We start from the raw sequence: 22,105 nt of genomic DNA, 5'->3' as shown, positions 1-22,105 counted from the left end.
ACAATGCAGCAGATGCGCACACTCCATTCATGTCTTTGTTGGAATGCCGGGGCACGAAAAGCGACCCGCAAGCTTGAGGAACCAAGCGACGCCCAGGCCCAGATACTGAAGGCCATGGGCTACGGAGTGAGCAGTGGGGTCTTACAGGAATTGGCGACTTAACACACCGAAATCACTTGCGTTTTCAAAAAAAAATGACGTTCAATCTGTTAAACTCCTGTTGAAAAAACTTGGCTCGAAGCCAGTGCTTGCGTTGGCCGCCCAACGTTCTGCCCTGGCGGTACTCCGGGCGCCCTGGATCCTGGGGAATGATCTCGAAGGCCAGCCTGGTGATGGCCGCAAGACGTTTGGCGACATTTTTTTTCTGATACCCATCAGGGTCCTTGTCCCTCAGACTCGACACTTGCGCCGCAAGCCGTTCCAACTGGTCCAGGAACAACGGGTGGGCGTAAATTGACCATCCATTGACGACGAGTTGCCGTGGAGCGTCGCTCATCCGTCTTCATCCAGCGGCTGGTCAAGATCCACCTGGATGTTCCGCGTCAAGGACGTGATTCGTTGGGCAAGACCACTGTCAACCGTCTGAATCCGTTCCTGATGCCGTTCCATGTCTCGGGCCAGAAACGCGAGAAATCCCTCCAGTATTGGATCATTCTCCACCTCATCGATACGAGCAATGGACACTTTTCCGGCATCAATGCTGTACTTGAGCTTGTCCCCTTTCCCAAGCCCAAGGGTTTCACGGACGATCTTGGGAATGGTGGTCTGGTAGCGTTCCGTCAGGGTTGACTCGAACAAGGTTGATGTCGGCATGATAACCTCCTTCATGGTATTGGCCGAAGGTAATGCGTGTGCATTGCAGCGTCAACTCCGATTTATATTTCAAATGACTGCACCCCTTCCAACTCAAATCATATCCTGGCCGTGGCCAGAAACACGGCATGCAGGACGGTGATCAGCAGGATGAACAAATGGCGGGACGTGGTGGGTGAGAGGCGGGCGAAGCCGTAGGACAGGCGGTTGTCGCGGCAGCGGTGGATGCAGTCTCCGCAGAGGGTGCAGGACAGGCCGGGTTTTCGGTTGGCGAGGTGTCCGGGCTCCAGGGCGCCGTACCGACAAACCCGGGCGCAGCGACCGCAGGCGTCGCAGTCCTGATTGATGCGCAGCCGCCAGGGCAGCAGCCGCCCCAGGACCACCGCGGCCAGTCCCACCGGGCAGAAGACCGTGCAGTGGGCCATCACGCCCATTTTGCGGGATATCGCGGCCATGATCCCCACTCCCGCCAGACCAAACCCGGCGGCCAGGGCCACGGCCCAGGTCCAGTGAACGTCCAGCAGGCGCAGTCCCAAGGCTGTGAGCATGATCAGCGCGAAAATGGCCAGGCGGGCCGGGAAGGCCCAGGACGGCAGGGTTTGCGGGCGTTTGGTCCGCAGGGCCGCCTGGTGGTCCCAGGCCCCGATGTAGCAGAGATGACTGCACCAGGCCGGTCCCACCAAGAGAACCGTGCTCAAAAAGAGAATGAGCATGAAGAACCCCTCCCCCCGATAGATCGGTCCGGCCAGAATCAAGGCCGGAACCGGCAAATGCAGGTCCCCGGTCATCAAGAACCGCTCCCATCCGGCTAAGCCCAGGGCCAGTTGGCCGAAAAAGATCACGGAAAAGAACAGCCACATCCGGGCCCGCGCCAGGGGAGCCCGCTCCGGGTTGGTCAGCTTGCCGGCGATCCACGCCGCATAGAGCCCCATGCCCAGGATTTGGAGCGCGCCGAAGCCTGGAAAAAAGCGGTCACCGAGAAGGATCGGGAAGGAAACCTTGGCCTGGGCCAGCGCCAAAGCGCAAACCGTGAGCAGAAACGCCCCGGACTGGACCAATGCCGCTTCGGGCCTTCGGCTGAAGCGTTCTCGAAGAACGCGGGTTTCGAGAAACAGGGCTCCGGCGCCCGTGACCACGGCCACCGAGCCCAGGATTAGGGCCAGGCGCAGCCACGGCAGACCGACCACCTGCCGAAACTGGATCAGGTCCATCATGGCCAGCACCCAGACGGCCATGCCCGCGGCAAAGGCCGCCTGCAACACCGGACGGACCCAGGCCCGGCGCAGAAAAAACAGCCCGGGCAGGGCCAGGCAGACCGCGACCATTCCCAGATCCCCGGAGCGCAGATAATGGGCCGCCAGCAACAGACAGGACAAGGTCGGCGGGGTCAGGGCGCCTAAAGTACATATGGTGGTGCGCAGAGTGGTGCGCGGTGGAGACGATGTGGGCGGGGTCATGCGGGCTCCGTGGCAAGATGAAAGGGAAACCAACCGATAGGCCGAAAATATTCGCACCTGCCTTGATCTGGATCAATTCTCGGCGCACATGCTATTTTGCTCTTCTACGTTACAGAATTTGATTCAGATCAAGATGCGGGATTGCCGCGGGGGCCAGAGTCGAGACAAGCTTGCGCCAAATCTTCGATACTACCTCCCGTGTTGACGGATTTCCTGGAACGTGGTTTCAGACGAGAAGCTGAATGCGACCATGAACCGCTCTGGTGCAACGTGGCTGACGACCATGGGCACAGGCGATAACGCCGACACGCTGTTCAAACCCGCCGATCAGGCGTTGCTGCGGGCGAATGCCAGCGGGCGCAACCGGGTTGAGAGTAGCGAGTCCGACGGGCAAGACGCTTTCACTGCCCCTTGAGATGCAGACCCGACGCGCTTGCGCCGCTTGCCGACGAAAGTCGTAAAGCTCCGGGAATGGCCTTTGGCTAAATAACAGGAGAACATATGAGCATAAATACCCGCCTGGCCGCGACGATTGGGGGAGTTATTCTTGTCACCGCCTTGATCTCGATTCTCTTTGTAAATGCCAGGATGAAAGAGCATGCCTTGCTCGAAGCCCAGGACAAGGCTCAGGTGATTCTGGATTCCAGGTTGGCCGTGCATACCTATTTCTCGCATCAACTCAGACCGACCTTGTTTGACTTCGCCGCGGCAAACGCACCTGAACTGGGCGAGCAGTTCGACCCGGTGTGGATGTCCTCAACATATGCCGTGCGCGAAATGGAAGAGTATTTTAAAGGATTGCACGACATTCCTTATTATTACAAGGAAGCGGCAATCAATGCTCGTCACCCGGCTAATGAAGCCGACGTCCTGGAACGGGATTTCATTGAAAGGCTGAACCAGGACGAAGGGTTGCATTCGTTGTCTGAAATCCGGATCTTCGACGGTGAGCCCTATTTCACTGTTTTGCAACGCGGCGAGACCATGGAAGCAACATGTCTCCGTTGCCATTCCGAACCGGAGTTCGCCCCACGGGGCCTCGTGGAAGCCTACGGCTCGGAGCGCAGCTTTAACCGGACGGAGGATGAGGTCGTCTCAGCCGTATCCATCCGGATACCTCTTGAAGCGGCGTACACATCCGTCAATCACCTCACTTTGCAGTTGGCCATTGCGTTCGGGACCGTACTCGTGGGCCTTTTCTGCGTGACCGTGTTCCTGAACAAACGCTGGATATTCAGCCCATTGGGATATCTTCGCGACAAGGCCCAGGCCATCGCCACGGACCCCGCGCACTTGGGGGAGCAGATCACGCCGCCCAAAGGCACGGAACTGGTCGATCTCGCCAACACGTTCAACAGCATGTCCAAAGCCCTCCAAATTGAACGAAACGAACTTGAAGATCGTGTTCGGCGACGAACGATGGAGCTTGAAAGGTCCAACGCCAAACTACGAAGAGAAATGGCTGAACGCGAACAGGCCGAGGAGATGATCAGGCAGGTCAATCAGCAGCTGCGAAGATCCAATGAGGCCAAAGACAGACTCTTTTCCATTATCGCCCATGACCTGAAATCCCCCTTGTCCGGCCTGATGACATCAACCCAGCTGCTTTCCGAAGACATCAAGCTCTTCTCGGAACATGAGATCGCCCATCTGGCTGTGGAACTGCATACGAGCACGCGCAATGTGATGGCGCTTTTGGAAGACTTGATGCAATGGGCGCGCATGGAGCAAGGCAACCTGGAGTTTGTAAGGAAGTCGTCCGATTTGCGTGAATTGGCGGATATTAGCCTGAAATCGGCCCAGGGGGTGGCCGATCAAAAGGGCATCTTCATTACCATTGACATCCCCCATAACATGACGGCCATGATCGACAAGCCGATGATCAACACCGTCATTCGCAACCTGCTCTTCAATGCCGTGAAATTCACGCCCCGTGGCGGAGAAGTTCTCGTTACGGCCCGACAAGAAGGCGACGTTATTCAGATGACCGTGAAAGACAGCGGTATCGGCATAAACAAGGAGAGGCTGTCCAACCTCTTCACCATTTCCAAGGATAAGCGTCAGCTTGGGACGGAAGGCGAGAAGGGAACCGGCCTCGGCTTGGTCATCTGCAAACAGTTCATCGAGAAGCATGAGGGCCGAATCTGGGTGGAAAGCGCACAAGGGCAGGGAACGACCGTGTATTTTACGCTGCCCAAGGGCGGGCAGGACCTCGTGTAGCGGCAACCATCACAGCGAGATGGGGCATGAGTCGACATGGGGGCATCTGCATCAACTGAACGAGACAGATGCGCCCTGGAAAAACTGACAGCGGACATTGCCGAAAAGCATCAGAAAAACGGATTTGCGGCTTTTTGACATAGATCAAGGCGCGGCTTTGCAAGTTAGGTAGAACGGGACCCGTGTTCGGCGGAAAATCCTTTTCACCAAACCTATAGATTCTGAGGAGGCGAGTCATGACGATGTTTTGTTACCAGTGTGAACAGACGGCCAAGGGCCAGGGATGCGAGAAGGTCGGCGTGTGCGGCAAACAGCCGGACGTTGCCGCGTTGCAGGACCTGCTGGTGTATGCACTGCAGGGGTTGGGGCTGGTGGCCCACGAAGGCCGCAAGGTGGGCGTGAAGAGCGCGGATGTCGACGCTTTTGCCTGCGAGGCCCTGTTTTCCACGTTGACAAACGTGGACTTCGATCCGGAGCGGTTCGTGCCCCTGATCAAACAGGCTGTCACCTACCGCGAGGAACTGCGGGCCAAGGTCAAGGCAGCGGGCGGCGTTGCGGAATTCGATGTTCCGGAAGCGACCTTCGAGCCTGCTCCGACCATGGACGGCTTGGTCCACCAAGGCGAAGAGCACGGTCTGCACAACGACAAGGTGATCGACCCGGACAAGCGCTCCCTGAAGCATACCCTGCTGTTCGGACTCAAAGGTGTGGCCGCCTATGCCGATCACGCCCGGATTCTGGGCCAAACCGACGACTCGGTGTACGCCTTCATCCATGAGGCCATGGCCACCATGACCCGCACGGATCTGGAGCTGCCAGACTGGCTGGGACTGGTGCTGCGCTGCGGCGAGGTCAACCTGAAGACCATGGAGATTCTGGACGCGGCCAATACCGGCGCCTACGGCGACCCGGTCCCCACGCCCGTGCCCCTTGGTCCGATAAAGGGCAAGGCCATCCTGGTGTCCGGCCACGACCTGAAGGATCTGGACGAACTGCTCAAGCAGACCCAAGGCAAGGGCATCAACATCTACACCCACGGGGAAATGCTGCCGGCCCACGGCTATCCCAAGTTGAAGGCCTATTCGCACTTCCATGGCCACTACGGCACGGCCTGGCAGAACCAGCACAAGGAATTCAGCGCCTTCCCCGGGGCCATCCTGATGACCACCAACTGCATCCAGCGCCCGCAGGAAAGCTACAAGGGCAACATCTTCACCACCGGTCTGGTGGGCTTTCCCGGGGTCCAGCACGTCAAGAACGGCGAATTCGGTCCGGTGATCGCCAAGGCCCTGGAAATGCCCGGCTTTGCCGAGGACGTCCCCGGCAAGACCGTAATGACCGGCTTTGCCCGCAACGCGGTGCTTTCCGCGGCGGACAAGGTCGTCGAACTGGTCAAGAACAAGAAGATCCGCCACTTTTTCCTGGTTGCCGGCTGCGACGGGGCCAAGCCCGGCCGTAACTACTACACCGAGTTCGTGGAAAAGGTGCCCTCGGACTGCGTGGTCCTGACCCTGGCCTGCGGCAAGTTCCGCTTTTTCGACAAGGATCTGGGCGCCATCGACGGCCTGCCCCGGCTGCTGGACATGGGCCAGTGCAACGATGCCTACTCGGCCATCCAGGTGGCCGTGGCCCTGTCCAAGGCCTTTGGCGTGGGCGTGAACGAACTGCCCCTGTCCCTGGTCCTGTCCTGGTACGAACAGAAGGCCGTGGCCATCCTGCTGACCCTGCTGCACCTGGGCATCCAGGATATCCGCCTCGGACCCTCACTGCCGGCCTTCACCTCGCCCAACGTGCTCCAGGTCCTGGTGGACACCTTCAACATCAAACCCATCACCACTCCGGACGAAGACCTGAAGGCCATTCTCGGCTAGTTCGAAGTCGTGGGAACTGAATGAAAAAGGGGGTTAACGCCCCCTTTTTCATTTCCAGGGTCCAGAAAAAATAATACTCTTTTCCAAACTTGACCCAGATCAAGGCAACCGATTCCTTGATGCGGCATAAAGGAGTCGCGCGCACGGTGAACCCGCCCAGCGCGACCGCCAAACCGCGACAACAAGGAGAGCCGAACCATGACCAGGCAACTGAGAGAAATGAGAGATATCGTTCGCATCGACGATGACCTGTGCGACGGCTGCGGCGTCTGCGTGCCCGGCTGCGCCGAAGGGGCCATTGAAATCATCGACGGCAAGGCCAGATTGGTGGCCGAGAAGTATTGCGACGGCCTGGGCGCCTGCCTGGGAACCTGCCCCAAGGACGCCATCACGGTCATCAAACGCGAGGCCGATGCGTTTGACGAGGAAGCCGTGGAGGAGCGGCTGCACGAACTCAAGGCCGCGGAGCAAGCCCAAGCCGACCAAAAGCCGAAAGCCGGCCCAACCCTGGGCTGCGGATGCCCCGGCTCGGCCATGGCCACCTTTGCCCCGGCCAAGCCCGCGCCAAGCCCGTCTCCGGCCGCTCCAGGTCCGCGTTCCGCGGAGCAACCGGTCTCGGCCCTGACCCACTGGCCGGTCCAGATCCGGCTGATCCCCCCGCACGCACCCTTTTTGAAAGGCGCGAATCTGCTGGTGGCCGCGGACTGCGCTCCGGCCGCCTACCCGGCTCTGCACCAGGAACTGCTGCCCGGCAAAGTGATCATGCTCGGCTGCCCCAAGTTCGACGACGCCCAGAGCTATGTCGAGCGCTTCGTCGAAATCTTTAATCAGGCCGGGATCAACAGCATCACCGTGTTGTCCATGGAAGTGCCCTGCTGCGCCGGGTTGGCTGAAATCGTCCGTCAGGCCCTGATCATCTCCGGCAAACGCATCCCATACCAGGAAATCGTAATCACCCGCCAAGGCCAAATCGCCCAGCAGGGCAGGGTGGAGTTCAAGGGCATGAAACCTTTGTAAGAACGGCTCGCGTTGACCGAAACAAAAGAAAAACACCTCTAAACCAAGGAGTACCGTCATGAAGAAGATCAATCTTTTCGAGGCCAATGGTTTCAACGACCTGGGGCTGAGCAAGTTTCTGGTCCATGACTCGCCCTACTTCAAAATTCTGAACTTCAACTTCAGGGCCGGACAGCAACTGCCCATCCATTCCCACGACATTGAAGGTCAGCTTTCGATCCTGATCGTTGAAGGCGAGGGAGAATTCCTGGCCAAGGACGGAACCCTCCCGGCCAAGCCCGGCGACGTCCTGGTCTGCGACATCAGCGTGCCCCACGGCATCAAGGCGACCACGGACATGCGGACCTTGGTGACCATCGCTCCGCCGATTTGATGGATTCAATCGCCAGTGAAAAAAATAAACGGGCCGGGCTGAAAAGTCCGGCCCGTTTATTATTGATCGCCTGGAGGCCGAATCCGGAATCGACGAATTCAGCTGCTGGTATCCAGCACCAAGGCCTCGGCAAAGAGGCGGAACCAGCATGGTGGAGGTGTATTCCACGATTTCCGCGGGGTCGGGAAAGTGGTTGTCAAGCAGTTGGACCGGCTGAGCGCGAGTACGATTTTCGCGGCCATTGCCTGTTCCACGGGAAACGAATAGAATTTTACGGTTGGCGCGCCACAAGGGGAAACGCTCCTTGTGGCTTTTTTTACCCGGAACATCTGTCACGAACTCTCCGGAGCGACGTGACCCTCAGAAGGATCGCTATGACCACCGAAACCATCCAGGCCGGCAGCTCGGTCGAATCGTCCTGCCGCAAATGTAAGACCGTCACGGACCACCATGTTGTAGTCATGATCGACGAAAAAATTGGCAAGGTGCAATGCAAGGTGTGTGGGGGGCAACACGCTCACCGCCCCCCCAAGGCCGCCGCCCAGCCCAAAGCACCGGCCGAGAAAAAGCCCAGGGCCTCAGCGGCCAAGAAACCCGCGGCCCCCAAAAAGCCCTCCCCCGAGGTTCTGGCCCTCTGGGAGAACAAAGTTGCCTCCGCGGCTCCGGGGGACGTTAAACCCTACGCCATGACCGCCGATTTTGGGGACGGAGACGTGATCAACCACTCGGTTTTCGGTCCGGGGTACGTCCAGAGGTTCATCAAGCCGAACATGATAGAAGTCCTGTTCGAGGATGGCCTGAAGATGCTGAGGTGTTGCGCCGAAGCCCCCGGAGCCTCTTAACCGACGGCTAGGAGGCTTCCGCTCTCGCGGCGTACCGCCGTTCTCACACCTCATGTCACCCGTCAGCGACTCTTCCGTCCCGCTTCCCGCACGAGTTATCGAGAAGAATCCCTCACGGAGCCTCCCCAAAAAAAGCACGGACGGCCCTGTTGAGCCGTCGCCTCCCTACGACCCGGCCTCCTCTAGAAAAATCCTCGCGGTCCTGTGGGTACTGCTTTTCGCCACCTGGAGCCAATTCATGATCGTGGCTCCGCTCTTGCCCCGGATCAGCGTCCGCCTGGACGTTCCGGAGGTCCACCTGGGCTGGTTGATTTCCGGATACGCAATCTCCCTGGGCGTCTGCACCCTGGCCTGGGGGCCGGTCTCCGACCGGCTCGGCCGCAAGCGATTGTTGATGCTGGCCAGCGCCTTGATGGCCCTGGTGCTCTTCGCCCATTGGTGGGCCTACTCCTATTCGGCCATGCTTCTGATGCGGATACTGGCCGGGGCCGTGGGAGGGGCTCTGACCACCGGGACCCTGGCCGCGGTGGGCGACTACATCCCTCCGTCTCATCGAGGATGGGCCACGGGTTGGATCATCAGCGGCTTCGCCGCCGGGCAGATCGTCGGTGTCCCGGCCGGGGCATTCCTGTCCGGGGCCATGGACGACCGCCTGCCCTTCGTCGCGCTGGGGCTGCTCATGGCCGGAGCGGCCTGGCTGGCTTGGCGCTGGATGCCGGCCCTGCCGCCCACCCCGTCCATCTCCTGGCCGACTATGTTCAGGGACATGCGCCGACACCTGGCTTCACCCCGGTTGCTTGCCGGATGCGGGGTGGGGGTCTGCCTCTTCGGAGGCATGGGCTTGTTCATTCCGTTCTTTCCCCTGTGGATGGAGCAAGTTTTGTCCATGACCAGTCAGCAGGTGGCCTGGGTCTTTTCCGCCGGTGGAGTAGCCGTGGTCATCAGCAGCGTACTCCTGGGACGACTCTCGGACCGGATCGGGCGTTACGGCCTGATCGTCTTCGGCTCCCTGGGTGCGGGGCTGTTCATGCTTGTCAGTCCGTTGTTGACCCACTGGCCCGGTGGGGCGTTCATGCTCTTCCCTCTGATCATGGGCTGCGCCGCGGCCCGGGGCAGTGCCTTCCGGGCTCTGCAAACCGAACTGGTTCCCGCCGGAGAACTGGGCCGCTACCTCAGCCTGTCCGCGACCTTTGAAAATTTCGGCTACGCCGCGGGCAGCGCCCTTGCAGGCTGGTTATACGTGGCCTTCGGCTTCTCCGCCATCGCGGCGGCCTCGGCCATGACCGGCCTGATCGTCCTTGTTCTTGTCCGCGGCGTTTTGCGGCCCAGTTAATCTATCCGAGGAGTCTGCCGGGGAAGTATGTCGGAGCGCGTTTTCACCGACCACGACGCGTTGACGATGGTGTTGAATATTCGTCCCGTTCAGGTTAACCATGCCGATGCACGATGGGATAATTTGGACGGCTCAGCGCATATCGAGCCTTACCCCGGCCATCTCGAAACGTCATCAGAACCAGGAATTAAGGAGCGATCCATGGACGACGCATCACGAAGCGGCGGCATATATCACGAAATGGAACAAGAACCCGAGGAACAACGTCGTGACCGTAAATGGCACGTGGTCAGGGACTTGGCCCGCCAAGCCTGGACCGAGGCGCCCGCGTTCAAGGCCAGGTTGGAGAGCGCGGGGCTGACGCCGGACGACATCCGGTCCCCGCAAGACTGGCCGCGCATCCCGGTGCTGCGCAAGAAGCAGTTGATCGATCTGCAACGCACCGGTCCTCGCCTGGGCGGGCTGTTGACCACGGACCTGGGCGATCTGCGCCGCCTCTATTTTTCCCCCGGCCCCATCGCCGACCCGGAGGGATGCGCCCGGGATTTCTGGGGCTGGGCCGAGGCGTTTCACGCAGCGGGGTTTCGCAAATCCGACCTGGTCCAAATGACTTTCGGCTACCACCTCACCCCGGCCGGTCTGATGCTGGAAGAGCCCTTGCGCGAACTGGGCTGCGCCGTGATCCCCGCTGGACCGGGCAACACCATGCAGCAGGTGGAGATCATGACCACCTGGCCGGTGACCGGGTTCGTTGGTATGGCCAGTTTCCTGAAAATTATCCGGGACAAGGCCGTGGGCCAGGGCAAGGACCCGCGTCGGGACTTTCAGCTACGGACCGCATTCGTGGCCGCCGAACGGCTGACCGAGTCCGTGCGCCAGGACCTGGAAAACAGCTTCGGCATGCTGGTCCGCCAGGGCTACGGCACCGCGGACCTGGGCTGCATCGCCTACGAGTGTCCGGCGCTTGGCGGGATGCACCTGTCATCGCGCTGTCTGGTGGAAATCTGCGACCCGAAAACCGGCGAACCGTTGCCCGCCGGTGAGATCGGCGAGGTGGTGGTCACCCCGTTCAACCCCGTGTATCCGCTGATCCGCTTCGCCACCGGGGATCTTTCCCGGCTGGTCACCGAACCCTGCGCCTGCGGACGCACCGCCCCCAAACTGGCCGGCATCCTGGGCCGGGCCGACGACACGGCCAAGGTCAAGGGCCAGTTCATCTACCCCCACCAGGTGGCCCAAGCCATGTGCCTGGTCCCGTCGGTGGCCCGGTGGCAGGTGGTTGTGTCCAACCCCAAGGGCAAGGATCGTCTGGAGCTGTGGGTGGAACTCAGTGAGGCCGTGGAGCCGGAAAAAATCCAGGCCGTGTTCCAGGAAGGGTTGAAGCTGCGCCCGGAAGTAAGAATTCTTGGAGAAGGAGAAAGGCTGGACGAAAACGCTCCGCCGTTGGTGGATGAACGGACTTACGATGATGGAAAGTAGAACATGGCTCGCACCCGAAATCCCATTAAACGCCGGGCTTGCCAGTCCTCTATAGCCGGTCTAAGTACTTCCGAACCGGTTTTCTCTTAAGGAGGAACGCATGGAAGACGCCGCCAACCTGACCAGCTTCGCCTCGGTCATGCTCATCTTTATTTCCGCGGCCTTTACGGACAATATTCTTCTGACCCGTTTCCTGGGCATGTGCTCGGTACTGGGCGTGTCCAAGAAGGTGGATACCAGCCTGGGGCTGGGGGCGGCGGTGATTTTCGTGACCACCTGCACCTCGGGGCTGAATTACCTTGTCTACCGGTATCTGCTCGTGCCTCTGGAGCTGGAGTACTTGCGGCTGATCGTGTTCATCGTGGTCATCGCCGCTTTCGTCCAGTTCGTGGAAATGGTCGTGGAACGCATCTCCGAGGGGCTCTACAACGCCCTGGGAATCTTCCTGCCGTTGATCACGGTCAACTGCGCCATTCTCGGCGTCTCGCTGTTCATGCTGGGCACGCCCTACAACCTGCTCCAAACCTTGGCTTACGGAGCTGGAGCAGGGACTGGCTGGGCCCTGGCCATCGCCATCATCGGCGGCATCCGCGAGAAGATCAACGAACAAGCCTTGCCCCGAGGTCTGGCCGGGCCGGGCATCACCCTGATCGTCATCGGGATCATGTCCCTGGCCTTTGTCGGCTTTTCCGGCATGATCCGGATTTAACGGCGATCTTCAAAACCGAAACCGCGCCACGGCCGGAGCGCTTTCTCCCTAAACCGGATGTTGAAAAAGTCCTTATCCACAGTCCGTTCAAAAAACCCAAGTGCAAGGAGCAAAAAAAGCTACCGGACACGTCCTGTGTCCGGCCCTCACGGGCTGAGGCTTCGCCACATTTTCGATTTGCCGTCCTGGCAATCGAATCAAGGTCGAAGCGTATTTCTTCATACGTGAGAATTTGAACTTTTTGCGGCGACGCGGCAATTGGGTTTTTTCAACGGACTGCCAACCTCCATCCACACGACGTTCCATGCTCGCTTCCATCGGTCTCGCCGTCGGCTTCCTGGCCATTACGACCCTCCTGCTGGCCCTCCTGCTCGTCTTCGCCGAACGCCGCATCCTGAACTACGGCCCCTGCACACTGGACATCAACGACGGCAAGAAAAGCCTGGTCGTCACCGGCGGGTCCTCGCTGCTCTCCAGCTTGGCCGAAAACGACATCTTCATCCCTTCGGCCTGCGGCGGACGGGGAAGCTGCGCCTACTGCAAGGTCAAGGTCCTGGACGGTGGAGGGATGGTCAGTCCGGTGGAAGAGCCCTACCTGACACCCGAAGATATCAAGGCCAACGTCCGGCTGTCCTGCCAGGTCAAGGTCCGCCGGGACATCAAGCTGGCCATCCCGGACGAGCTGTTTCTGGCCAAGCGCTTTCAGGGCAAGTTAGTCCACAAGCGCAAGCTGACCTACGACGTCGTGGAACTGCGCATTGCCCTGAACCAGCCGGAATCCATCGAATTTGCCGCCGGCCAGTATATCCAGCTTGAATCTCGGGAGTACGCGGGCCGCGACGCGGTCATGCGCGCCTACTCCGTCTCCTCCATCCCCTCGGACAGCCGCCATGTGGAAGTGATCATCCGCAAGGTGCCGGAAGGCATCTGCACCACCTGGGTCTTCGACCATCTCCAGGAAGGCCGGGAAGTTTACCTGAGCGGCCCCTTCGGCGACTTCAAGCTTTCCGACACCAAAGCCCCGGCGGTGTTTTTGGCCGGAGGCAGCGGCATGGCCCCGATCTGGAGCATTCTGCGCGACATGCGCGAACGCGGCGACGACCGTGAGGCGATCTACTTTTTCAGCGGCCGCAACCAGGACGACCTGTTCTTCACAGAAGAACTTTTCGCCCTGGAAAAGGAACTGCCCAACTTCCGCTACGTGCCTTGCCTGACCAGGGAAGACCCCAACTCCGAATGGAAGGGCGAACGCGGTCGCATTCCCGCGGTTCTGCCTAAATACATCGCGGACGCCACGGCCTACGAAGCTTATCTTTGCGGCTCCTCCAACCTCATCGACGCCTGCGTCGACGCCTTGAAGCAGCGTGGCCTCCAGGAAACGAACATCTATTACGACAAATTCGAATAACCACGCCCACCCGCTTACGGCGCGTCCCTCGTCAGGATCTGGCCAAGCTCACGACACTTAAAAAACGCCGAATCATCACATGCCCATGTGATGGTCTCCCGGATTGCGTTAATGAATGCGCGTCCATCCTCGCGGCGACAATGATCCCAACGTCATCCTTGCCCTGGTGACAGCTTTTTCTCCTTGGACGAAAATTCCGCAATCACTCGACGAGAAACATCATGGCAACACGTTAGTCGGAACAAACGTCACATCGTCCCACCCACAAAAGGAGTCGCGACTCATGTATTCGACGTCGCGGCTTTTTTTGCATTTCATGCGCCCATCGCGAAAACCCCCTGAGCCCCGGCAACGCATTTATTCGCCGGTTTGGCCTTCAGGAGCCGGAAACAACAGATAATCACGCCATACCAGCGGCTCAGGCCGTGAAGAAGGAGCGCAGCGAGGCGCGGCCCAACACGTATCGCCGACTTCCGGCCGAACCCCATAAACAGGGTCGTCCAGCACCTCCGGCACGGGTGCGCGCACGACCTCGAATCCGGACAAAAACGGCGCATCATGGCGGTGCTTCCAGCCTCCCCAGACAGCTCCCGCCAAGAGGAACGCCACCGCGATGCTTCTCAGCCACCGAAGACGCGGAGAGTGCGGCATGGGGGCATCCAACCTTCCGAGAAAATGCAATCCGACGATGGGAGGAAACAGTAAAAGGGCTCCTGATCCGAACCGTGGGTTCGGCGCGTTCAAAAACCAGAAGGCCAGTGCCCCGAGCACGAACAGCAACCCGGCCAGCTTTGTCGAGGACGGCGCTAAAGGAAGCTTGAAGAGCCGAGTCACGCATAATGCCGCCGCAACCAGCGCCGCGCAGACGATTAAATACCTTAAGAACTGTTTCGCGTAAGTCGGACCCCACCACTCTTTCAGCCATGCCCAAGACTCCAGCGCGGATAGCCCGGAGTGAGGGTGTCGCGCCCAAGCCGTGACCCAATGGGCATCGGCCTGGGCGTTGGCCGTCGCGGCCCACGCAAGATCAAGGCACGTCCCAGTCGCGGGATAAAGAAAGCATCCCGTGGTAATCACATTTTTGGCGAGCCAGATCAGAATCAATCCAAAGGCCAGAAGACAAGGAACGCAAATCTTGGATAATGAAATCCGACCTTGTCGGCCCAGCGACAGGGAAACGTAGCCGACCCAGCCCAGTACGAGGACGGTTGAGAGCTTCAGAAGGAAGGTCAGCAGCCCTAAAAAGAGCAACAAAAGAAAATCGACGTCCGAGGCGTCTCTACCTGGGGTGAGCCCGTCATCGCGTAAGAGCTGGTAACCGAAAAGGAATGTCAGGATGACGAGCAGACCGGCCTGATTGTCGATAAACGTAAAGCCGGTGATGAAAAACACATCCGTGGCGCCGAAACGAACAAAAACCGCCATGGTAGCCAGCAAGGCCATGACCAGGAAGACAATCTCACCGTCTTTAGCCCTGATCCACCTGTAGATAAAGATGAAAAACGCAACAAAATATAACCCGCCGGAAAAAGCCACCAGGTTCAGCCGATCTCCGATCCACTGCATGGCCCACACGTATTCCTGGAAGGAACTGAACCCGAACCGCCCGTGAAAATTCGCCAAGCCGAAAACAATCTTCTCTTCCCGGAGCCACAGTTGATGCGGAATATGATACAGTCCGCCGTCATACCCCGGGTCAACGCCGATCGTATAGGGAATCGCCAACAGGCATGCCCCCAGAACAAGGAGGTGGTTCGAAAGGGAAATGGCCGGTAGTCGGTTCACCCCCAGAATGAACAACAAGATGATTCCCAGCACTGGCAAAACGTGGTCGAGCGCGACGAAAAAATGCGCCAGCAAAGCGACCACGCCGATGGCGAACTGACCGAACAGCAGAACAAACCCCGGGTGAATCGAATCGTCCTCCCTTTTCAGCCAGGGCCGTACGGATTTGAGAAATCCAAAGCCGATGGCCAGGATTACGTAAGCATACATCCAAAAGAGCAGGAGGTTCAGTAGCATTTTCGTCTTCAGATCAGGCTGTGGTCATCCAAGCCGGGATTTTCATCCAGGCCGAACGCATTTCCGTTCGGATGCGCCGGGCTTGCGGCTCATGCATGGCCACCAGTGCCCAGAAGTCCGGGCCGTGGTTCATGATTTTAGTGTGACAGAGTTCGTGAATCAGGACGTAGCGGGTCCAGGGGCGGGGGAGGAAGAGCAGTTTGCAGTTCAGGTTGATGCGGCCGTGTCGGGAGCAGCTTCCCCAGCGTGTTCGCTGATCGCGAATCGAGACCCGGGAAAAGGACATCCGTAAATCTTGCGCCAGTTCGTCCAGCCAGGCCGGCAGCACGGCGCCGGCCTTGGCGCGCGCCCAGGCCCGCAGCGCATGGGCGCAATCCTCGGCACGGCCCGACTCCGGCCCGCAAACCCGGAGCACGCCCTGGGTCATGACGCGCACCCGGGTCGACATGGGCGCTTGATTCGCGTCCGGGTCGGCATAGCGTACCTCCCATCGTTCGTTAATGGCCGACAGGTGGATATGCCCCGGCAACGCGAGATCCCAGGTCTGCGCGACACGTTCCTGCTGCGCGAACCGGTGCAGGTGGCGGGTGATCCAGCGTGATTTGGTCCGGATCAGTCGCTCCAGATCGTCACGATGCGGAACCGTCCCGGCGGGTACGATAACCACCATGCCCTCGGTGGCTGACAGCTTGAGCCGGATTCTTCGGGCGCGGTCGGACTCCTGAATCCGGTATGGACAGGACCGCCCGTCGGCCAGTTCAACTCGCTGCATACGCCTCACCATAACCCAGTCCGGCCCAGGTGTCATCGCGATGGACATGGACCGCGGCATGAACTGCACCCTGCTTCTTTCAATTCCCTTCCGGCTCCCCTTGCTTCGGTATCCATGGTTCCGTATTCTCTCGAAAAGCGTGACTCACCAGTCGCTCCATTCCAACTTCGCCAATCGATCATTCAAAGCGAGGACCCATGCCCGCACTCCAGCTCCATTTCCGATTTGCCCTGCTTGTGGCTTTAACCCTGTTCCTCGCCGCTCCCGCTTCATCCGGAGCTGAGCCGGCCTGGCGGCATGGGCTGGCCCTGCATTATGACCTGAAGTACCCGCCGAACTTTACCCACTTCGACTACGTCAACCCCGACGCCCCCAAGGGCGGGGAGTTGCGACTCGCCGGCATAGGGACCTTCGACAGCCTGAATCCCTTTATCCTGCGCGGCACGCCTCCTCTGGGCATGGGGATGATCTTCGAGACCCTGACGGAACGGTCCCAGGACGAGCCGTTTTCCGAATACGGGCTGATCGCCGAGAGCATGCTGATCCCGGAGGACCACTCCTGGGTGGCCTTCACCTTGCGGGAAGAGGCTCGGTTTCATGACGGTTCGCCCATCACGGTGCAGGACGTGATCTTCACCTTGGAGCTGCTCCAGACCAAGGGCCATCCGTTCTACCGGGCATATTACGCCAACGTGGTCTCGGCGGAGGAAATCGGCCCCCGGCAGGTCCGGTTTTCCTTCGGGGGAACGGTTAACCGGGAGCTGCCGCTGATCATCGGTCAGATGCCCGTTCTGTCCAAAGCCTATTGGCAGGATCAGGATTTTGAACGCACGACCCTGGACATCCCCTTGGGCAGCGGCCCGTACCGCATCGCCCGGGTGGAGCCCGGACGATCCATCACCTATCAGCGGGTGGAGGATTACTGGGCCGCGGACCTGCCCGTGAACCGCGGTCGGCACAACTTCGACGTGATGCGCTACGACTATTACCGGGACGTGAACGTGGCCCTGGAGGCCTTCAAGGCCGGGCAGTACGGCTTCCGGCAGGAAAACGTGGCCAGAAACTGGGCCACGGGGTATGACGGGCCGGCCCTGCGTCAGGGACGGATCGTGATGGCGGAGATTCCCCACGAACTGCCCACGGGCATGCAGGGATTTGCCTTCAACACCCGCCGCCCAATGTTCCGCGACCCCCTGGTCCGGCAGGCCCTGGCCGAGGTCTTTGATTTCGAATGGTCCAACGCCAACCTTTTTCATGGCGCGTACACCCGGACCGCGAGCTACTTTTCCAACTCCGAACTGGCCTCTTCCGGCCTGCCTTCCCCGGAGGAACTGGCCCTGCTGGAACCGCACGGGGACATTCTGCCGGAAAGCCTTTTTACCACGGAGTTCCAGCCGCCTGTCACCGACGGGTCGGGGAACATTCGCGAAAATCTCCGCCGGGCTTTGGTCCTTTTGGAGCAGGCCGGTTGGACCATTTCCGGTCGGGATCGCAAGCTGCGCTACACCTCAGGCGGCGAGGCCCTGGAGTTTGAGATCCTGCTCAACGATTCGGTCTTTGAGCGGGTTTGCCTGCCCTATGCCCGCAACCTGGAACGGCTGGGGATCACCGTACGGGTGCGCACCGTGGACGCCACCCAATACCAGAACCGGATGAACGATTTTGACTTCGACATGACCGTAGGCCTGTTTCCGCAATCCCTGTCGCCGGGCAACGAGCAGCGCGACTTCTGGACCTCCGAGGCGGCGGCTACGCCCGGCTCCCGGAACATCACCGGGGTCCGTGACCCGGTGGTGGACGAACTGGTGGACCTGGTCATCGCCGCTCCGGATCGGGACAGCCTGGTCACCCGCGCCCGGGCTCTGGACAGGGTCTTGCTCCACGGCCACTACGTGATCCCACACTGGCATTCGCGTGAATTCCGCGTAGCGTATTGGGACAAATTCGCCCGACCGGAAATCAACCCCAGATACGGGCTGGCCTTGGACGCCTGGTGGGAGAAGTAGTCCGCCCCGGCAGTGCCATGTCAATCTCCCGGAACCATCCTAGCCGCCCCTTGCCGGAAGACCCGCCGTGACCGCCTACATCCTGCGCCGACTGCTGCTCATGATCCCCACGCTGCTGGGAATCATGGTCCTGAACTTCATCATTATCCAGGCCGCGCCCGGCGGTCCGGTGGAACGGGTGATCGCGCAACTGCGCGGCCATGACGTCGCGGCCACGGGGCGCTTCGCCGGCACTGACCGGGGCGAGATGCAGGCCGCCCATCTCTCGGAAGTTGACCAATCCCGATATCGAGGGGCTCAAGGCATCGATCCGGAGCTGATCGCGGAACTGGAGAGGATGTACGGGTTCGACCAGCCTCCGGCGACCCGGTTCGTTCAGATGATGGGCAATTACCTGCGGTTCGACTTCGGACAGAGCTTTTACCGCGACCAAACCGTGGTTTCGCTGATCCTCCAGAAAATGCCCGTGTCCATTTCCCTGGGGCTGTGGACGACACTGTTGGTCTACGCCATCTCCATTCCTCTGGGGATTCGCAAGGCGGTCCGGGACGGGTCCGCCTTCGACGTGGCCACCAGCGCCGTCGTCGTGGTGGGCTACGCTATTCCCGGCTTTTTGTTCGCCGTGTTGCTTATCGTGATGTTCGCCGGAGGCAGTTTTCTGGACATCTTTCCTCTGCGCGGCCTGACGTCTGAGAATTGGCATGAGCTGAGCTGGCCCTTGCGTGTTCTGGATTATTTCTGGCACCTGACCCTGCCCGTGGCGGCCATGGTCATCGGCGGTTTCGCCGGCCTGACTATGCTCACCAAAAACTCCTTCCTGGAAGAGATTAACAAGCAGTACGTGATGACGGCCCGCTCCAAGGGCCTCGCGGAACGACGGGTGCTCTATGGCCACGTGTTCCGCAACGCCATGCTCATCGTGGTCGCCGGTTTCCCTAGCGCCTTCATCGGCATCCTGTTCACCAGCGCCTTGCTCATCGAGGTGATTTTCTCCCTGGACGGGCTCGGCCTGCTGGGCTTCGAGGCGGCCATCAACCGGGACTACCCGGTGATGTTCGGGACTCTGTACATTTTTACCCTGCTGGGTCTCCTGCTCAATCTGGCAGGCGACCTGATGTACACCCTGATCGACCCGCGCATCGACTTCGAGTCACGTGGATGATCCTCGCCTAGTCAGTTTATCACTCGATCAGTTCAACGCCCAATCAGCTCAAAACCTTGGCCCGGGCGAACATGGCCAGAGCCATGGCTCCTGCCTGGGCCACGTTCAGAGACTGCATCTCTCCCGGCATGGGGATGAACAGTTTGTGGTCGCATCGCTTGAGGACATTGGGCCGGATACCCTTGTCCTCGTTGCCCAGCACCAACACGGCTGGGAAGGTCGGGGTGAACGAGAACAGATTTTCCGCGTCGTCGCCGACCACCGTGCCGTACACTGTACAGCCCTGGTCCACGCAGTATTCCAGGCTTCTGGCCAGGTTGGTCACTTGGGCGATGGGCAGTCGGTTCAACGCTCCGGCGCTGGCTTTGGCGGCCACGGCCCCGGGAAAGGCGGTTCGATTTTTGGGCAAAATGATTCCCGCTCCCCCCAATGCGACCATGGTCCTGGCCAGGGTCCCCAGGTTTCCGGGGTCCTGGACCTGGTCCAAGGCAAGGGCCAGGGGCAGGGGAGCCGTCGCGGTCCGCTCCAGGACCGCGGCCATATTCGTGAAGCCCGGTTGAAATATCCTGGCCAGCACGCCCTGATGATTTCCGGGATGAATACGCCGCATCTCCGCGTCAGTGACCTTGCGATAGCGGACTTTTTGGCTCTTGCAGACGTCCACGATTCGTTCCAGGGCATGCGATCTGACGCCGTCCTGAATATACACAACGTCCACCTGCTCAGGTTTGGAAAACAAAACCTCTTGAACAGGCTTGCGTCCCACGGTCCAACAGCCTGGATCTTCGTCGATATCATGATTCATCTTGTCGTTCTGCTTTCTTTTTGGAATTTTATCTTGCATTTCAGTATGTTTTCCGTTAGATGACCACATCTGTTAACAAAGAGAACCGTGAAATGTCTAAAAAAATCACGGAATGTCAATGGGATCGGATAGTCCTCGCAATCATCCCCAACCTGAGTCTCATGCCCACGGAGCCCCGCATGAACATACGAAGGACAATGCTCGTATTGACGGTTTCGCTTTTTTTAACCGCCTGCGCAGGCCACCAGAAGCCCACAACTCTCATCGGTGAGCCCGATACCGTCAAGGATGCCCGAATCACCGCTGATGGGCAAATCCCCTCCAGTACGCAACTGGAGAGCGGTGACACATTCATTCTGCCCGACCCACCCTTGGACGCATATGGACAAATCATCGTTGACTTTGACGATCCGCTGACTGATGCGGAAAGAAAAGCGTTAGAAGCACCATTGGATTTTGAATTTGTCCTGGATATCCAAGAAACGAAAGATGTGGAGCGTTTTTTTCGTTTTTTCACCCACGATATTCGTGATCGCTTCGAGATATGGCTCAAACGATCCGAGCAATTTCTCCCCGAAGTTCGTGACATATTTGCCGAGTACGGTATTCCTCACGACCTGATTTATCTTCCTTTTTTGGAAAGTGGCTATAACCCCATGGCTTACTCCAGGGCAGGTGCCGGTGGCATGTGGCAATTCATGCCTCGGACAGGTGAATCTTTCGGGATGACGTTCGACTGGTGGATCGACCAACGCCGCTGCCCTCGTCTGTCCACCCATGCCGCCGCCGCTTACCTTTCCCGCCTCTATAACATGTTTGACGACTGGTACCTGGCTTTGGCAGCGTATAATGCAGGTGAGGGACGTATCTCCCGGGCCATGCAGCGCAGCGGGACGGATAATTATTTTGACCTCGCCAGCATCAACAACCTCTTGGCCAATGAGACGCGGCACTATGTCCCTAAATTCATGGCCATCTTGAAAATTATCCAAAACCTAGAAGAACTCGGCTTCGACCCTATCGACTGGAACAACAGTCCACGCTTGGCCGAGATAGAAATTACTGGAGGAACGGATCTCGTAGCCCTGGCATCAACCAGCGGAATGGATTGGGATACCTTTCGCCAGTTGAATCCCTCATTTCGCCGTCAAGTCAGCCCTCCCGGCAAGAAAGTGACCATTTTCGTGCCGGAAGAGAAACAAACCGCTGTCGCCGCCTACCTGAAAAAACCAAGTTCCGCGCCGTTCACTGGATTTCAGCGCTATCAGGTCCGTCGGGGCGACTCCTGGTACGTCCTATCCTCCCGTTTCGACACCCCCATCGATGTCCTGAAGCGCATCAACAACAGAACCAGCAACACGCTGCGCATCGGCGAATCCGTGATGGTTCCCGCATCACCCGCCGCCGTGGCCGCGGCTCGTCAGTCCGGAGGAGCCGCCTCCACGCAGGAGCGGGCCAGTCAGCGCGCCAACCATGTGGTTCAGTCCGGAGATACGCTGTGGAGCTTGGCCAGACGTCACGGCGTGACCGTCCAAACTTTGGCTCAAGCTAACGGCATAACATCCGGCTCCACCTTACGCGTTGGACAACGACTGTACATTCCCCAGATCGAACGCGCAGGTACTCGGACGGCGTCAGCCACGACCAACGTGGTTCAGTACCGCGTCCGCAGCGGCGACACCCTGTGGCGCATAGCCCAGCGTTATGGCGTAACAACCAGTAATCTGGTCGCATGGAACAAGCTACCGCGCAACGGGCTGATCCGCCCTGGTGACAACCTCAAGATTTACGTTACACAGTAACACGGGTCGAGCCG

Annotated in this window: 18 protein-coding genes; 12 read left to right on the top strand and 6 right to left on the bottom strand. The window is 59.4% G+C overall.

The annotated features are described in order from the left end of the window. Positions 1-184: 184 nt before the first annotated feature. The 3 genes from C6366_RS09545 to C6366_RS09535 form a co-directional block, all read right to left on the bottom strand. Positions 185-496, bottom strand: coding sequence for a type II toxin-antitoxin system YhaV family toxin (locus C6366_RS09545; RefSeq protein ID WP_107737383.1), 312 nt, complete (start codon positions 494-496; stop codon positions 185-187). After that, complete coding sequence (locus C6366_RS09540; protein ID WP_199221477.1) at positions 493-813, bottom strand: type II toxin-antitoxin system PrlF family antitoxin; 321 nt, start codon at positions 811-813, stop codon at positions 493-495. The genes C6366_RS09545 and C6366_RS09540 overlap by 4 nt, the downstream gene beginning before the upstream one ends. A gap of 98 nt (positions 814-911) precedes the next feature. Continuing rightward, complete coding sequence (locus tag C6366_RS09535; protein WP_107737379.1) at positions 912-2,270, bottom strand: 4Fe-4S binding protein; 1,359 nt, start codon at positions 2,268-2,270, stop codon at positions 912-914. 501 nt (positions 2,271-2,771) lie between these two features. Here C6366_RS09535 and C6366_RS09525 point away from each other — a divergent pair. The 9 genes from C6366_RS09525 (at position 2,772) to C6366_RS09485 (ending at position 13,522) form a co-directional block, all read left to right on the top strand. After that, positions 2,772-4,490 (top strand): DUF3365 domain-containing protein, encoded by a 1,719-nt coding sequence (locus tag C6366_RS09525; protein ID WP_107737376.1) that lies wholly within the window; start codon positions 2,772-2,774, stop codon positions 4,488-4,490. 242 nt (positions 4,491-4,732) lie between these two features. Then, on the top strand, positions 4,733-6,361 hold the full coding sequence (gene hcp / locus C6366_RS09520) for a hydroxylamine reductase (RefSeq protein WP_107737391.1): 1,629 nt from the start codon (positions 4,733-4,735) through the stop codon (positions 6,359-6,361). Positions 6,362-6,559: 198 nt separating this feature from the next. Next, a complete protein-coding gene (locus tag C6366_RS09515; protein ID WP_199221476.1) occupies positions 6,560-7,378 on the top strand; it encodes an ATP-binding protein in 819 nt (272 codons plus the stop codon). 58 nt (positions 7,379-7,436) lie between these two features. After that, complete coding sequence (locus tag C6366_RS09510) at positions 7,437-7,751, top strand: cupin domain-containing protein (protein WP_107737374.1); 315 nt, start codon at positions 7,437-7,439, stop codon at positions 7,749-7,751. Positions 7,752-8,125: 374 nt separating this feature from the next. Next, positions 8,126-8,593 carry a hypothetical protein gene (locus C6366_RS09505; RefSeq protein WP_107737372.1) on the top strand — a complete coding sequence of 156 codons (468 nt, stop codon included), beginning with the start codon at positions 8,126-8,128 and terminating at the stop codon, positions 8,591-8,593. Positions 8,594-8,645: 52 nt separating this feature from the next. Then, positions 8,646-9,926: an MFS transporter gene (locus C6366_RS09500; protein WP_107737371.1), complete on the top strand. Its 1,281-nt coding sequence runs from the start codon at positions 8,646-8,648 to the stop codon at positions 9,924-9,926. Positions 9,927-10,127: 201 nt separating this feature from the next. After that, positions 10,128-11,405 carry a phenylacetate--CoA ligase family protein gene (locus C6366_RS09495; protein ID WP_107737369.1) on the top strand — a complete coding sequence of 426 codons (1,278 nt, stop codon included), beginning with the start codon at positions 10,128-10,130 and terminating at the stop codon, positions 11,403-11,405. Between the two features lie 100 nt (positions 11,406-11,505). Further along, on the top strand, positions 11,506-12,114 hold the full coding sequence (locus tag C6366_RS09490) for an electron transport complex protein RnfA (protein ID WP_051434705.1): 609 nt from the start codon (positions 11,506-11,508) through the stop codon (positions 12,112-12,114). 304 nt (positions 12,115-12,418) lie between these two features. Further along, positions 12,419-13,522 carry an NADH:ubiquinone reductase (Na(+)-transporting) subunit F gene (locus C6366_RS09485; protein ID WP_107737367.1) on the top strand — a complete coding sequence of 368 codons (1,104 nt, stop codon included), beginning with the start codon at positions 12,419-12,421 and terminating at the stop codon, positions 13,520-13,522. Between the two features lie 357 nt (positions 13,523-13,879). Here the strand turns inward: C6366_RS09485 and C6366_RS09480 are convergent, their stop codons facing one another. Both C6366_RS09480 and C6366_RS09475 read right to left on the bottom strand, forming a co-directional pair. Then, the gene (locus C6366_RS09480; protein WP_107737365.1) at positions 13,880-15,544 is read right to left on the bottom strand and encodes a hypothetical protein; all 1,665 of its coding nucleotides are present in this window, start codon (positions 15,542-15,544) and stop codon (positions 13,880-13,882) included. Positions 15,545-15,557: 13 nt separating this feature from the next. Further along, positions 15,558-16,316: a M48 family metallopeptidase gene (locus C6366_RS09475; RefSeq protein ID WP_158269723.1), complete on the bottom strand. Its 759-nt coding sequence runs from the start codon at positions 16,314-16,316 to the stop codon at positions 15,558-15,560. 197 nt (positions 16,317-16,513) lie between these two features. On the opposite strand from C6366_RS09475, the gene C6366_RS09470 reads away from it, so the two are divergent. Together C6366_RS09470 and C6366_RS09465 are read left to right on the top strand one after the other, a co-directional pair. Continuing rightward, positions 16,514-18,322 carry an extracellular solute-binding protein gene (locus C6366_RS09470; RefSeq protein WP_107737361.1) on the top strand — a complete coding sequence of 603 codons (1,809 nt, stop codon included), beginning with the start codon at positions 16,514-16,516 and terminating at the stop codon, positions 18,320-18,322. Between the two features lie 67 nt (positions 18,323-18,389). Further along, complete coding sequence (locus C6366_RS09465; RefSeq protein ID WP_107737359.1) at positions 18,390-19,484, top strand: microcin C ABC transporter permease YejB; 1,095 nt, start codon at positions 18,390-18,392, stop codon at positions 19,482-19,484. Between the two features lie 43 nt (positions 19,485-19,527). Here C6366_RS09465 and C6366_RS09460 read toward each other — a convergent pair whose 3' ends face one another. Further along, entirely contained in the window at positions 19,528-20,289 is a 762-nt protein-coding gene (locus C6366_RS09460) for an RNA methyltransferase (RefSeq protein ID WP_107737387.1), read from the bottom strand. A gap of 197 nt (positions 20,290-20,486) precedes the next feature. On the opposite strand from C6366_RS09460, the gene C6366_RS09455 reads away from it, so the two are divergent. Further along, complete coding sequence (locus C6366_RS09455) at positions 20,487-22,091, top strand: lytic transglycosylase domain-containing protein (protein WP_158269722.1); 1,605 nt, start codon at positions 20,487-20,489, stop codon at positions 22,089-22,091. Positions 22,092-22,105: the final 14 nt, after the last annotated feature.

Source organism: Desulfonatronum sp. SC1, assembly GCF_003046795.1.
Lineage (GTDB): Bacteria > Desulfobacterota > Desulfovibrionia > Desulfovibrionales > Desulfonatronaceae > Desulfonatronum.
This window is presented reverse-complemented; position numbering and strand designations above follow the sequence as displayed.

Excerpts from the sequence above, each read along its gene's own strand:
- C6366_RS09475 (WP_158269723.1), bottom strand. The coding sequence starts at position 16,316 with ATGCAGCGAGTTGAACTGGCCGACGGGCGGTCCTGTCCATACCGGATT.
- C6366_RS09500 (WP_107737371.1), top strand. The coding sequence starts at position 8,646 with ATGTCACCCGTCAGCGACTCTTCCGTCCCGCTTCCCGCACGAGTTATC.
- C6366_RS09490 (WP_051434705.1), top strand. The coding sequence starts at position 11,506 with ATGGAAGACGCCGCCAACCTGACCAGCTTCGCCTCGGTCATGCTCATC.
- C6366_RS09515 (WP_199221476.1), top strand. The coding sequence starts at position 6,560 with ATGACCAGGCAACTGAGAGAAATGAGAGATATCGTTCGCATCGACGAT.
- C6366_RS09545 (WP_107737383.1), bottom strand. The coding sequence starts at position 496 with ATGAGCGACGCTCCACGGCAACTCGTCGTCAATGGATGGTCAATTTAC.
- hcp (WP_107737391.1), top strand. The coding sequence starts at position 4,733 with ATGTTTTGTTACCAGTGTGAACAGACGGCCAAGGGCCAGGGATGCGAG.
- C6366_RS09495 (WP_107737369.1), top strand. The coding sequence starts at position 10,128 with ATGGACGACGCATCACGAAGCGGCGGCATATATCACGAAATGGAACAA.
- C6366_RS09480 (WP_107737365.1), bottom strand. The coding sequence starts at position 15,544 with ATGCTACTGAACCTCCTGCTCTTTTGGATGTATGCTTACGTAATCCTG.
- C6366_RS09535 (WP_107737379.1), bottom strand. The coding sequence starts at position 2,270 with ATGACCCCGCCCACATCGTCTCCACCGCGCACCACTCTGCGCACCACC.
- C6366_RS09455 (WP_158269722.1), top strand. The coding sequence starts at position 20,487 with ATGCTCGTATTGACGGTTTCGCTTTTTTTAACCGCCTGCGCAGGCCAC.
- C6366_RS09470 (WP_107737361.1), top strand. The coding sequence starts at position 16,514 with ATGCCCGCACTCCAGCTCCATTTCCGATTTGCCCTGCTTGTGGCTTTA.
- C6366_RS09510 (WP_107737374.1), top strand. The coding sequence starts at position 7,437 with ATGAAGAAGATCAATCTTTTCGAGGCCAATGGTTTCAACGACCTGGGG.
- C6366_RS09505 (WP_107737372.1), top strand. The coding sequence starts at position 8,126 with ATGACCACCGAAACCATCCAGGCCGGCAGCTCGGTCGAATCGTCCTGC.
- C6366_RS09525 (WP_107737376.1), top strand. The coding sequence starts at position 2,772 with ATGAGCATAAATACCCGCCTGGCCGCGACGATTGGGGGAGTTATTCTT.
- C6366_RS09540 (WP_199221477.1), bottom strand. The coding sequence starts at position 813 with ATGCCGACATCAACCTTGTTCGAGTCAACCCTGACGGAACGCTACCAG.
- C6366_RS09485 (WP_107737367.1), top strand. The coding sequence starts at position 12,419 with ATGCTCGCTTCCATCGGTCTCGCCGTCGGCTTCCTGGCCATTACGACC.
- C6366_RS09460 (WP_107737387.1), bottom strand. The coding sequence starts at position 20,289 with ATGAATCATGATATCGACGAAGATCCAGGCTGTTGGACCGTGGGACGC.